Annotated in this window: 8 protein-coding genes and 1 tRNA gene; all 9 read right to left on the bottom strand. The window is 65.8% G+C overall.

Features of this window, described 5'->3' with window-relative positions; translation table 11 throughout:
• Positions 1–727 precede the first annotated feature (727 nt).
• The 9 genes from J7J50_RS14460 to J7J50_RS14420 all read right to left on the bottom strand — a co-directional run bounded on the left by J7J50_RS14460 (position 728) and on the right by J7J50_RS14420 (position 12794).
• The gene (locus J7J50_RS14460; RefSeq protein WP_215062957.1) at positions 728–2119 is read right to left on the bottom strand and encodes a hypothetical protein; all 1392 of its coding nucleotides are present in this window, start codon (positions 2117–2119) and stop codon (positions 728–730) included.
• 918 nt (positions 2120–3037) lie between these two features.
• Positions 3038–3541 (bottom strand): Arm DNA-binding domain-containing protein, encoded by a 504-nt coding sequence (locus tag J7J50_RS14455; RefSeq protein WP_215056267.1) that lies wholly within the window; start codon positions 3539–3541, stop codon positions 3038–3040.
• A 185-nt stretch (positions 3542–3726) separates the two neighbouring features.
• Positions 3727–3811 (bottom strand) — tRNA-Leu (locus tag J7J50_RS14450).
• Between the two features lie 166 nt (positions 3812–3977).
• On the bottom strand, positions 3978–4634 hold the full coding sequence (locus tag J7J50_RS14445; RefSeq protein ID WP_215056268.1) for an anti-sigma factor: 657 nt from the start codon (positions 4632–4634) through the stop codon (positions 3978–3980).
• A 184-nt stretch (positions 4635–4818) separates the two neighbouring features.
• Positions 4819–6234 (bottom strand): heavy metal sensor histidine kinase, encoded by a 1416-nt coding sequence (locus J7J50_RS14440; protein WP_215056269.1) that lies wholly within the window; start codon positions 6232–6234, stop codon positions 4819–4821.
• Positions 6231–6947, bottom strand: a complete 717-nt coding sequence (locus J7J50_RS14435; protein WP_215056270.1) for a heavy metal response regulator transcription factor — start codon at positions 6945–6947, stop codon at positions 6231–6233. The genes J7J50_RS14440 and J7J50_RS14435 overlap by 4 nt, the downstream gene beginning before the upstream one ends.
• Positions 6948–7000: 53 nt before the next feature.
• A complete protein-coding gene (locus tag J7J50_RS14430) occupies positions 7001–10144 on the bottom strand; it encodes a multidrug efflux RND transporter permease subunit (RefSeq protein WP_215056271.1) in 3144 nt (1047 codons plus the stop codon).
• Complete coding sequence (locus J7J50_RS14425) at positions 10141–11343, bottom strand: efflux RND transporter periplasmic adaptor subunit (protein WP_215056272.1); 1203 nt, start codon at positions 11341–11343, stop codon at positions 10141–10143. The genes J7J50_RS14430 and J7J50_RS14425 overlap by 4 nt, the downstream gene beginning before the upstream one ends.
• 641 nt (positions 11344–11984) lie before the next feature.
• On the bottom strand, positions 11985–12794 hold the full coding sequence (locus J7J50_RS14420; RefSeq protein WP_251044632.1) for a glutaminyl-peptide cyclotransferase: 810 nt from the start codon (positions 12792–12794) through the stop codon (positions 11985–11987).
• Positions 12795–12820: the final 26 nt, after the last annotated feature.

The following is a 12820-nucleotide window of genomic DNA, read 5'->3' as shown; positions in this document are numbered from 1 at the left end:
ATGTTCCGCGGACGGTAGTCAATCTGTGTCTCATTGAGCGAGACGAGCCGGCTAACGGAAGGGCGCCCAATGGTCTGCTATCAGCATGAGCTAGCTGTGGCTGGATCCGGCTTCTCGGCCTTGCCCGCCGCTGGTGCTGCTTTCGACCCTAAGCGAATATCAACCCCAAGCCCCCCAATTCATGAGCGCATCGAAGTTGAGGGAGGCGGGAATACGGAAGAAGGTCAGGTTGCGGAAAAACATACACCGGCCCCATCGGTCGGTGGCAGCGCCAGTGCGGTGTACGCCTCAGGCGAGAATCCTCGCTTGCAGGCACGACTAATTGTTTGTCCAGCCGCGGTCACGATAGAGTGGGTTGGGATAACAGCGGGAGGCGTCCTTGCCCGCATGCCGCTACTCTTTGCGGCGCCCCATGGGTCACTTCACCCGTGAACTGATGCGGGTGATCACTTCTTCATGCAGCCGGCCGAATGTGTCGGATGCGCGGCGAGGTAGGCCTTCTTCGCTGTTTCGCAGGCACCACTGCTTGAATGCTCGCTCACGGCGTCGCAATTGTGATGGGCGGAATCAGCGCAGGCGTGGAGACGGTAGACGACGGGAACTGCCACCGCTGCGACCATTTCATCCGGCTGATCCGGAGCGGTAGTCGCGCAGGAGGCTGCGAATGAGCATGCAAGAGCAACGACGCAGAGCGGGCAGGTACGCATGTTTCCTCCTATTCAAATGTTCAGAGCTTGCAGCACTTCAGGCCCTTGCCGATCTGCCCTACCTTAACGCCCTCGATCTTGATGCCTGAGGTGCTGACCGTGATGTCCGGGGTGGCCGCATCGACCCATTCCATCGCATCTTTACCGGCCTGCTTCATCGCTGCGTTGCCGTTGGCGATAGCCTGATTGAGCTCATTCCTTACTTTGCGGGCCGCCTCAGCCATCTGGTGCGGGTCCATGCTCAGACGCGCTGCTTGCCAGGCCTTGAAGGCCACGCTGTTACCGCCTAGCGCCTTGCGCAGCTCCTCCTCGACGCGATCGTAGGCTTTGGTGAGCGTGTTGTTCTTTCCGAAGCAACCGTCGTCGCCGCCGATTCCATCATTCAGGCACTTGTCCAGCTCGCGGTAGAGCAACCTGCCGCCCGCGCAACCCACAAACGGGCCAGGCTGTCCTTTCGTCGCCAGCGCGCACTGGATCGCAATCGTCGATTCCGGATTGGGATTGAGCAGCGCCCGTCCGAACGCGCAGTAGCCCATTGTCCAGTAGTCAGGCTGCTGGCCCTGTTGCATCTGCTGACGCGCGCAGTTGATTAGCCGGGCCGTTTGGGGATCTGCCTGCTTTTCCGCCATGCAAACTGGGTAATCGTTCCAGCTCGCCCCGTGTTTCTGGTAACAGTCCGCCACGTCTTTGGCCGCCTTCGCCTGCGCGTCGGGAAGTTGGTTGCCAAGCAAGCACAGGCCCGCCGCGGTGTTGTCGGGTGCCGATCGCACGCACTCGGCTGCCGCGCGCTCCTTGCTTCCCATCGCCTTTTCGGCGCCGCAGAGGAACAGCTCATCCTGATCACCGTCGGCCCGCTCGTAGCACTCGCGTGCTTCATCCAGAGACATCAGCGCCGGCACGCCAGGGAGCACGCCCGGCTGAAGGATGCCGGCCGGAATCTGCGCGCCGTTGACCGAGGTGATGGTCGGCATCTCAGCCAGCACGTCTGCACCGAGGGCAAACGGAACGGGCTGCGGCGCGGGAACGAAGACGGGCGCTGGGAACTGCTCTGCCCACGCAGTTTGATACTGGCAAGCACCTACGATTTGCCAGCCATATTGGTTCGTGGCGACGAGGTTGCCATTCCGTGCGAGCCAGAACGCGACACCTGCGGCGCCCGATTTGATCTGCGCCAGATGGATGCCCGAACCATCCGGTATCGAGTCATAGACCTGCTGTGGACCCCACAGGCCAGGCCGGACGAACTGTGTGACCTTGTTCGATTGGCCTCCGGGAAAGTGCTGAATCGACTCGACAATCTCGAGTTTCCCCATCTGGTCGTTGCAACTGCCTACTTTGTAAGACTGTGCAGCCGCGGGCCCCGCAGCGCACACAAACAGACCTATGGCGGCTAGCACCTTGAGCATTCTCATCCCCGATCCCCTTTTGTGCAGTGTTCCGAGGTGCCGGCGCCAACGCCGCGCTCAACTGTAGCACCGATCAGTCGCGGTGCAGCCGACACCGACGCGCAAGTAGTAACTGTCTCGTTACTGTCGATGTCGCGGTGCCGGTGCTGATGATAAAGCTGATCAATACGCATCCCAGCGGTCAGTTTGAGGGACCACCAATGGCCGATAGCGGTCTATAGCCACCGAACTGTGGGAGCCGGAGTAGTCCCGGGCTGCCCGCTCATTGCCCACGCTTCGCTTGGCGGGCTGGGCTCAAGCCAGCTCGGAAACATTCCGGCGTGCGCATGCCTTAAGCGGCCCACGCGCCGATCAGCCTCGGCATGACCCGAGAAGCCCGCGGCGCGACACAAGGCTGGTGAGAACGAGCGCTAGTCAGCCGCGGCAGACACTCGAACCAGTGGACCGAAGTACGAGTGCAGCACAGCAAGATCCTCGCTGACGTAGGCATCCAAGTAATATGAGTGTCACCCCTGTCTGACGCATGTGATCCCCTGTTAGCTGTCCGTACGCCGCGTCGCCCGAGCCCCTACTCGCGGCATCGTGCCGTCGATTGCTGTCAGACCAACGGACCGAACAGTCGCGTCAGGTCAACGTCTCAGGCGGTTTCCGACGAGCGGTAATTCAGGATCTGGTATGGCGCGATCAAACGCGGTTGGCGTCGCGCCATCATGATCCTAGGTAACGATGGGTACTTGTGGATAACCCTGGGTAATCAAGAGAGTTGGATTCCGGTTGCCCACGCTCCACCAACCCCCAATAGCCCTCATTGGGCCTTATTAGCCCCCAACGACCCCCACTAGCCCCAGTCGGCGGGCCGGCGCGAGTGGTATTGGCCAGCGTGAGACAGCTGGGAACTGCGGAGTGGTCTCGCCCGGGGAGCGGCTATGAAACCCTGGGCGATTTAGAATTGGTGCTCGTCCCCAAGAGCAGTGACGTTGCATGCGCCGTGTCTTGGCCGATAGGGACCTCCGCCGACGCGCAGAAAGGCTGCAAACATTGTTCAACGACATAGCTAGCCTTTCGATAGGTCTCTGATGCCCAGCCGGGCCTGTTGTACGCCAGCCAGTCGGCAGCAACTTTGGAGAAATCGCGGTCTTCAGCGGTGAGCAGGGCCTGCTTAGCTTCTTTCCGGTCACGGGACGGATCAACACCGCCCCGAAGCGTCGCCCTGGCGACAGTGAGACTGTCGCGCGCCTCCTTCAAAGAGACTTCCGGGTAGACGCCCAGGCTCAGCCGCTTGGCCTTCCCGGCAAATCGATATCGGAAGCGCCAGTAGCGACCACCGTTCGGCCATACCTCAAGAGACAGCCCGTCGCCGTCTGCGATGTTGTAGATGCGCTCTTGCGGCTTGATCGCGCGCAGCGCCTTGTCTGTCAATTTCCCCATTTCTCGCGGTCCTCGGTGCGCGTGTACAAGTCTCAGCCGAGGCCAGCGACTTGTACACAGCTTTGGTCACGGAGCGGGCGAGCTGCTGGGAGACAGATAGACCCTCCCAGAAACAAAAAACCCGCGCTTTCGCGCGGGTTTTTGTGCATTTCTGAGACGTTGAGAGCTGTACAGAGCTGCTTGTATGGTGCCCAGGAGAGGACTCGAACCTCCACGGTTTTACCCGCTAGTACCTGAAACTAGTGCGTCTACCAATTCCGCCACCTGGGCCAATCGCTGCGGTTTCGATGAACCGTCGCCGCTGCGAGGAGGCGTATGTTGCGTTGCGGCGCCTCCGCTGTCAACGGTTGCGTGACAACTTTTTTTCAGCCGGCGGCCCCTCCCGGGGCCACACAGCTCGGACCCGGCCACGGCGCGGGACGCCGCGGCCCGGGGTTCACCGCGACAGACCGCCCTTGGCGATGATCGGCCCGGTCGGTGCGCTATGCGGCACGCCGGTCGGCGGTTCCAGGCTGATCGCCAGGGTCGCGCCGGCCACCCGTTTGGACAGCAAATCGGCCGGGACCGGCACCGAATGCGCCACCTGCGTCGACACCAGGCCCAGCGAACGCGGCGCCTCGCCCTTGGGAATCAGCCGCCGCTCGGCGATGCGCCCCTGCGCGTCTCCGGGCCCGGGCACCGGCGCCATCAGCACCTTGGACTGGCGCCGATCGACCGTGGCCAGCCAGCCGGTGCTGCCGTCGTCGCGCGCCAGCCGCGTGACCGGACGGGTCGGCTCGGCTTCCACCGGCGGCAGTCGCACCGGCGGTTGCTGCACCAGCGGCGGCGGTGTCGGCGCCGGCGCGCGGTCGAACAACAGCGCGACCACGGCCAAGGCCGCGGCCAGCGCGGCGGTGGCGCGCCACAAGCCGACGCTGTTCCACAGCCCGCGCGGCGGTGCGCCTTCCACCGGCGACCAGCCCAGGCGGCTGCGCAGGCGCGGCCACAGGTGCGCGGGCACGGCGGCCGGGTCGATCTGAGCGATCAACGCGGCGAAGCGGCGTTCCCAGTCGGCGACCAACCGTCCGAACGCGGGCTCGGTTTCGATACGCAACTCCGCGAGCCGGCGTTCGCTCGCATCCAGCACCCCAAGTGGGAGGGGCTTCAGCCCCGATGTTGTTCGATCAGATGTGATGAAAAAGGATTTCTGGCCGAAGAGCATCGGGGCTGAAGCCCCTCCTACAAAAGTCCTCGGGGCTTTCGCGCCGACCCGGTGGCGACAGCCCACTGCCCCGCATTCAAGCTTTGACGCTCTCCGGCGCGGCCAGACTGAATCCCACCGTCGTCGCGCCATCGCCGCTGCTGGCGAACACATTGCCGCCATGCAACGCGGCGATCGCCTTGACGATCGACAGCCCCAAACCGTGATGCCGCTCGCCCCGATGCTGGCGCGCCGCATCCACCCGATAGAAACGGTCGAACATGCGCACCAGATGCTCGGCCTCCACGCTGCTGCCGAGATTGCGCACCGCCACGCTGGCGCCGGTGCCGCATTCGCTTGCCGCGCCGACGCCTTCGCGCAACTCCACCACGATCTCCGAACCCGGGGTGGCGTGCTGGACGGCGTTGTGCAGCAGGTTGGTGATGGCGCGGCGGAACAGCGAGGTGTCGATCCAGGCATCGGCGGCGCCGTCGATGCGCAGGCGCATGCCGGCTTCTTCCAGCAGGTATTCCATGAACTCGCCGGTCTTGGCGACTTCGGCGGCCAGCGGCACGCAAACCCGGTCCAGGGCGATGTCGCCCTGGTCGGCGCGCGACAGGAACAGCATGTCGTTGACGATGCCGCGCATGCGTTCGAGTTCTTCCAGATTCGACTGCAGCACGTCCTCCAACTGCGCGACTTCGCGCGGCCGCGACAGCGCGACCTGGGTCTGGCCCATCAGGTTGGTCAGCGGCGTACGCAGCTCGTGGGCGACGTCGGCGTTGAACGCGTCCAGGCGCGTGTACGCCGCCTCCAACCGGTCGAGCGCGCCGTTGAACGCGCCGGTCAGCCGGCCCAGTTCCGGCGGCAGTTCGGTCGGCTGCAGGCGTTGCGACAGATTGCTCGGACTCAGCCTCTGCGCCTGGCTGGACAGGCGCTGCAACGGCCGCAGGCCGACCAGGGCGATCCAATGGCCGAGCAAGGCGACCAGCGCGGTGCCGACCACGCCGAGCGCGACCAGCGCCCAGGCGAACGAACGCAGCGCGGCGACGTAGGGCCACGAGTCGATACCGATCCACAACCGCACCTGCGGCCGCTCGCCGCGCGGCGGAATCACTTCTTCCAAGGTCCGGTACGGCGCGTTGCTGTCGCCGAGCCACAAGCGGCCCATGCCGCGATCGCGTTTTTTCGCCGCCTCCACCTTGGGCGTGGAGTGGCCGATGCGGAAACCCGAGTCGTCGCTCCAGGCCCATATCTTGGTGCTGCGGTCGCTGGAGGTCAGGCTCTCGACCTTGTCCTTGACCTTGTACCAGCGATCGCGCATGTCGCACACCGCCACGCTGCCGGCGACGTAGCGCAGCTTGGTTTCCAGTTCGGCGCGCTGGTAACGCACGATCTGCGTCTCCAGCACTTTGTACAAAGTGACGCCGACCAGGGTGAACACCAGCAACGCGGCCAGCGCGAACATCGCCGCCAGGCGCTGGGCGATGGACAGATCGCGCAAGGGCTTCATGCCAGCACCCGTCCCGGCGGCGGCGCGGCATCGTCCTGGTCGTCCTCGCGCGCTTCCAGCACATAGCCCATGCCGCGCACGGTGTGCAGCAGCTTGTTGCGGAACGGGCCGTCGATCTTGGCGCGCAGCCGCTTGATCGCCACTTCGACCACGTTGGTATTGCTGTCGAAATTGATGTCCCACACTTGCGCGGCGATCACCGTCTTGGACAGGATCTGGCCGCGGCGCTGGGCCAGCAATGCCAGCAGCGCGAACTCCTTGCCGGTCAGGTCCAGGCGCGTGCCGTCGCGGAAAGCGCGGCGCGCGAGCAGGTTGATCTGCAGATCGCCGATCTGCAGCTCGGTCGGCTCCTGCTGGCGGCCGCGCCGCACCAGCGCCTGCAGCCGCGCCAGCAATTCGATGAAGGAAAACGGCTTGACCAGATAATCGTCGGCGCCCGCGCCCAGGCCGTGGACGCGATCGTCCACGCGGTCGCGCGCGGTCAGCATGATCACCGGCGTCTGCTTGCGCGCGCGCAGCTCGCGCAGCACGGTGAAGCCGTCCATGCCCGGCAGCATCACATCCAGCACGATCACGTCGTAGTCGAACTCGCGCGCCAGATGCAGGCCGCTGAGGCCTTCGCGCGCCACGTCCACGGTCCAGCCCTGCTCGGACAGGCCGTCGCGCAGATAGTCGGCGGTTTTGACTTCGTCCTCGACGATCAGCAGTTTCATCTCGGCGTGCGGTTCATGACGGTGGCGGGCCAGCGGGCATCGTACAGCTCCGCTCAGGCCATGGTCGGTTCGGCGGCCGCGCCCGGGGCCGTGGCCGCGGCCGCGGCCGCGGCGGTGCGGCGGCGGCTCAGGAACAGGCGGTCCAGGGCCAGGTAGATCACCGGCGTGCTGTACAGCGTCAACACCTGGCTGATCAGCAGGCCGCCGACCACCGCCACGCCCAGCGGCTGGCGCAGCTCCGAGCCGGTGCCCAGGCCGACCATCAGCGGGATCGCCCCGAGCAAGGCGGCGATGGTGGTCATCATGATCGGCCGGAACCGGGTCAGGCAGGCTTCGTGGATGGCCTCCACCGGCCCCAGCCCGCGGTTGCGCTGCGCGTCGACGGCGAAATCGACCAGCAGGATGCCGTTCTTCTTGACGATGCCGATCAGCAGCACCAGCCCGATCAAGGCCATGATCGAGAAATCCAGTTTCCACAGCCACAGCATCAGCACCGCGCCGATGCCGGCCGAGGGCAGCGTGGACAGGATCGTCAGCGGATGCACGAAGCTCTCGTACAGCACGCCCAGGATGATGTAGACCGCCAGCAGCGCGGCGAAGATCAGCAGCGGCTGGGTCGCGAGCGAGTCCTGGAAGGCCTGCGCGCTGCCCTGGAAATTGCCGCTGACGCTGGCCGGCATGCCGATCTGCGTCTTGGCCTGTTCGACCGCGCGCACCGCATCGCCCAGGGCCACGTTCGGCGCCAGGTTGAAGGAGATGTTCACCGCCGGCGACAGGCCGTTGTGGCTGATCGACAAGGGGCCGTTGGCGGGCGGCTCGATCCGCGCCAGCGCCGACAGCGGCACCATCTGCCCGGTCAGCGGCGAACGCAGATGGAAGTAAGCCAGACTGTCGATGCTGCCGCGCATGCGCGGATCGATCTCCAGGATCACCTTGTACTGATTGGTCTGGGTCTGGAATTCGTTGATCTGGCGCTGGCCGTAGGCATCGTAGAGCACCTGATCGATGTCCTGCGCGCTGAAGCCGAAACGCGCCGCGGCGGTGCGGTCGATCGCCAGCCGCACGATGCTCGCGCCGATCTGCTGATCGTTGGAGACATCGCGCAACTGCGGCAATTGCGCCAGCTTCTGGGTCAGCTTGTCGGCCCACACGGACAGCTCGGCGCTGTCGGCGTCGCGCAGGGCGTACAGGTACTGCGTGCGCGAGGGGCCGGCGCCGATATTGATGTCCTGCGCCGAACGCAGGTAGATCGCGATGCCCGGCACCTTGGACAGTTTGCTGCGCATGCGGTCGATGAACTGCTCCGACGACACGTCGCGATCGCCGCGGTCCTTCAACACGAACCAGAACCGTCCGTTCGACATGGTCGGACTGCCGCCGGTCGCGCCGACCGAATGACCGTAGGACATGATCGCCGGATCGGTGGATGCGATCTGCGCGAGTTGCTTGTGCTTGGCCATCATGTCGTCATAGGAAATATCCTGCGCCGCCTCGGTGGTGCCGAACACGAAGGCAGTGTCCTGCAAGGGGAAAAAGCCCTTCGGGATGTAGGCGTAGGAGGCGATCGCGATGCTCAGGGTCACGCCGAATCCGACCAGCATCAGGCGTTGATGCGACAGCGCCCAGCGCAGGCTGCGGTCGTAACCGGCCATCACGCGCGCGCCGAAACCTTGGTTGTGCGGATCGTGCCTGGGCGCGTTGCGCATGAAGCGCGAGGCCAACATCGGCGCCAGGGTCAGCGAGGCGACGATCGAAATCAGGATCGCCACCGTGACCGTCAGCGCGAACTCGGCGAACAGGCGCCCGACCACGCCGCCCATGAACAGCAAGGGGATGAACGCCGCGATCAGCGACAGGCCGATGGTGAGCACGGTGAAGCCGATCTCGCTGGAGCCTTGCAAGGCCGCCTGCAGCATCGGCATGCCGGCTTCGCGATGCCGGTGGATGTTCTCGACCACGACGATGGCGTCGTCGACCACGAAACCGACCGCGATCACCAGCGCGACCAAGGTCAAATTGTTGAGACTGAAGCCGAATACGTACATCGCCGCGAAGGTCGCCACCAGCGCGACCACCAGCACCGCGCCGACGATCAGCGTCGCCGACCATTGGCGCAGGAACAGGCCCATCACCGCGACCACCAGCGCCACCGTCAGCACCAGGGTCAGTTCGACCTCGTGCAAGGACGCGCGGATGGTGCGGGTGCGGTCGTTGAACACCGACACGTCCACGCTGGCCGGAAGATTGGCGCGCAGTTTGGGCAGCGCGGCCAGCACCGCGTCGGTGGTGTTGATGATGTTGGCACCGGGCTGGCGGAACACGACCAGCATCACGCCGTCCTTGCCGTTGGGAAAGGCGCGGACGTAGTCGTTCTCGGCGCCGAAGCTGACATGAGCGACCTCGCCCAGGCGCACCGGCGCGCCGTTGCGATAGGTCACCACCAGGCGCTGATAGTCCTCGGGCTTGAACAACTGATCGTTGGTTTCCAGGGTCGACATGCGCTGCGCCCCGACCACCGCGCCCTTGGCCTGATTGACGCTGGAACTGCGCGCGGCGGTGCGCAGATCGGCCAGGGTCAAGCCGACCGCGGCCAGGCGTTCGGGTTCGGCCTGGATGCGGATCGCCGGACGGCGCTGGCCGGCGATGAAGATTTCCGAGACGCCGTTGATCTGGCTCAGATTGCGCGCGAGCACGGTCTCGGCCAGATCGCTGAGTTCGGTCAGCGGCATCAGCTCGGAGTTCATGCTCAGCACCAGGATCGGGCTGTCGGCCGGATTGACCTTGCCCCAGGTCGGCAGCGCCGGCATGTCGCGCGGCAGGCGGCCGGAGACGTTGTTGATCGCCGCCTGCACTTCCTGCGCGGCCGTGTCGATGCTCTTGTCGAGCACGAACTGCAAGGTGATGTTGGTGCTGCCCAGGGCGCTGGTCGAGGTCATCTCGGTGATGCCGGGCACCGAGGTCAGCTGGGTTTCCAGCGGCGTGGCGACCGCCGAGGCCATGGTTTCCGGGCTGGCGCCGGGCAGGCTGGCGCTGATGCGGATGGTCGGGAATTCGGCCTGCGGCAGCGGCGCCACCGGCAGTCGCGGCAAGGCGAACAGACCGAGCAACAGCACCGCCGCGGTCAGCAGCGTGGTGGCGACCGGATGACGGACGAACCAGCCGGAAATCGAAACGCGCGCGGCAGGCTGGCCGCTCATGGCGTGGCCGCCGCGACGCGCGCGTCGGCGCCGGCCGTGTTCGCCGCGACCGCCGCGGCCGCGACCGGCGCCACGGTCATGCCGGGCTTGAGCCGCGACTGGCCGTCGCGCACCACCCGATCGCCGGCCCGCAGGCCGTGCACCACCGCGATCTCGTCGTTCTGGTACTCCACCCGCACCGGCACCATCGCGACCTTGTCGCCCGCTTCCAGGCGATAGACGAAGTTGCGTTCGTTGCCGCGCTGCACCGCTTCGGACGCGATCACGATCGCGCCCGCGCTCAGGCCGGTGCGCACGCGCACGCTGACCAACTGGCCGGGCCAGAGTTTGTCCTTCGCGTTGGCGAACACCGCGCGCACGCGCACGGTGCCGGTGGCTTCGTCGATCTGGTTGTCGATCACGCGCAATTCGCCGTCGGCCAGCACGCTGCCGGCGTCGCGATCGAGCGCCTGCACGTCGACCTTGCCGCCGGCCTGGGCCGTACGCAGGCGCGGCAGTTGATCCTGCGGCAGCGCGAACACCACCGAGATCGGATCGACCTGTTGCACCGTCACCAGCCCGTCGGGATCGCTGGCGCGCACGACGTTGCCCGGATCGACCTTGCGCAGCCCGATGCGGCCGTCGATCGGCGAGACGATGCGGGTGTAGGACAACTGCACGCGCGCGCCGTCGATCGCGGCCTGATTGGCCTGCGTGGTCGCCTGCAGTTGCTGCACCGAAGCGGTCTGCTGATCGAGCATCTGGCGGGCGATCAACTGGCTGCCGGACAATTGCCGGAAACGGTTGAGATCCGATTGCGCCGAGCGCAACTGCGCGTCGTCGCGCGCCAGTTGCGCCTGCGCGCCGTCGAGGCTGGCGGCGATGGCGCGATCGTCGATGCGCGCCAGCAACTGGCCGCGCTTGACCGTCTGGCCTTCGCGGAACAGCACGTCGGTCAGCACGCCATCGACCTGGCTGCGCAGCACCGCGCTTTGCAGCGAGGTCACGGTGCCGATGGTTTCCTGCCAATGCGGAACGTCGCGGCGTTCGACCTGGGTCAGGTTGACCGGCACCGGCGGCGGCGCCTGGGGCGGCGGCGCGCCGCGGCTGCCGAATCCGCCCAGCGACAGGCCGGCGCCGACGATCGCGACGAGGCCGAGGGCGGCGTAGACGGTCTTGCGGGCGCGCGGCGACACAGCGTGTGCGGTTTGGGGCGGCATGTCCGGCATCCGTGGCAGATAGGGGAAGAGGTGGCGGCGTCCTTGGAGAAAAACGCCGCCGATGATCCGCGAGGGGATGGCGCGGACCATGCGGCGACTGTAGGCGCGCGCCGCCTACGCGGCGCTGTCGCTTGGCTGACAAATCCGTCAGTTGCTGTCATGTGCGCGGGCATGACTTTCGGCAGGGAGAGGCGCGGATGCGCGTTCTTCGCCTGTTCAAAGTCCTGCTACGGTTTCGAGCGCCCGCGCTTTTTTGCTCGTCATTCCCGCGAAGGCGGGCTTCGCTTTACTTCGGCGTAGCCGAACATCCAGATCATTCAGCGCCATCCCTCCAGATCGTCATTCCCGCGAAAGCGGGAATCCAGAGACTTCAGCGCCATCTTTCAAGTCCGTCATTCCCGCGAACGCGGGCTCCGCTTTACTTCGGCGGAGCCGAACATCCAGCGACTTCAAACGTTCTCGCACGAAAGGCACTGGATGTTCGGCTCCGCCGAAGTAAAGCGGAGCCCGCGTTCGCGGGAATGACGGGCAAAAAAACGGCGGTGACTGTGAATAAGCGCTCAGACGCTCGCGCGCGTTCGCACAGCAATCGCGCCTCCATCAACTGCGCAGGCCATGACACAGGCCCACGCGCACTCGCCTCAGTGCTTGGCCTTACGCGCCGCCGCAGGCGCCACCAGCTTGATCTCGAACAAATCCGGCCAAAGCTTGCCGGTCACGAACAACCGGTCGCGCGCCGGATCGTAAGCGATGCCGTTGAGCACATCGACGCCGCGAGTGGAGCGGCCGTGCTTCGCCAGCAGACCGCTCAAATCGATCCAGCCCAGCACATGCCCGGTCTTGGGATCGATGCGGGCGATGCGGTCGCTCTGCCAGATGTTGGCGTACAGCTCGCCCTTGACCCACTCCAGTTCGTTAAGCTGGGCGACCGGGCGGCCTTCGTCGCTGACCTGGATGCGCGAGCGCTCCTTGAAGGTCTGCGGATCGAGCAAACGGATCTGCGAACTGCCGTCGCTCATGTACAGCGTGTCGGCCGAGCGGGTCAGGCCCCAGCCCTCGCCCGCATAACGGAAGGTGCCGGCGGGGTCGAAATCGGGCAGGTTCAGCACAAAGCCCACGCCGTTGGTCCAGGTCAGCACCACCACTTGCTGGCCGCGATCGACCAGGCCTTCGCCGAACACGTCCGCCGGCAGATCCGCCTTGTGCACGACCCGGCCGGTGACGAGCTCGACCTTGCGCACGGACGACCGGCCGTTCAGCCCGGTGCTCTCGTACAGGAAGCCGCCCCGGAAGATCAGCCCCTGGGTGAAGGCCTGCGGATCGTGCGGATAGGTCGCGACCACCTTGTACGAGTACACCGGCAGCCCGCTGCGCGCCTGCGCCGGCACCTGCGAGCAGGCGGCGGCGAGGGCCAGGATCAGCGCCGCGACGGCGATCGAACGCATCCACATGGGGCTCACGGGCATCGGCTCTGGCG

The sequence above is a fragment of the Lysobacter sp. ISL-50 genome (assembly GCF_018612875.1).
Lineage (GTDB): Bacteria > Pseudomonadota > Gammaproteobacteria > Xanthomonadales > Xanthomonadaceae > Lysobacter.
Note: the sequence above shows the minus strand (reverse complement) of the source record. Positions and strands in the feature narration are given on the sequence as shown.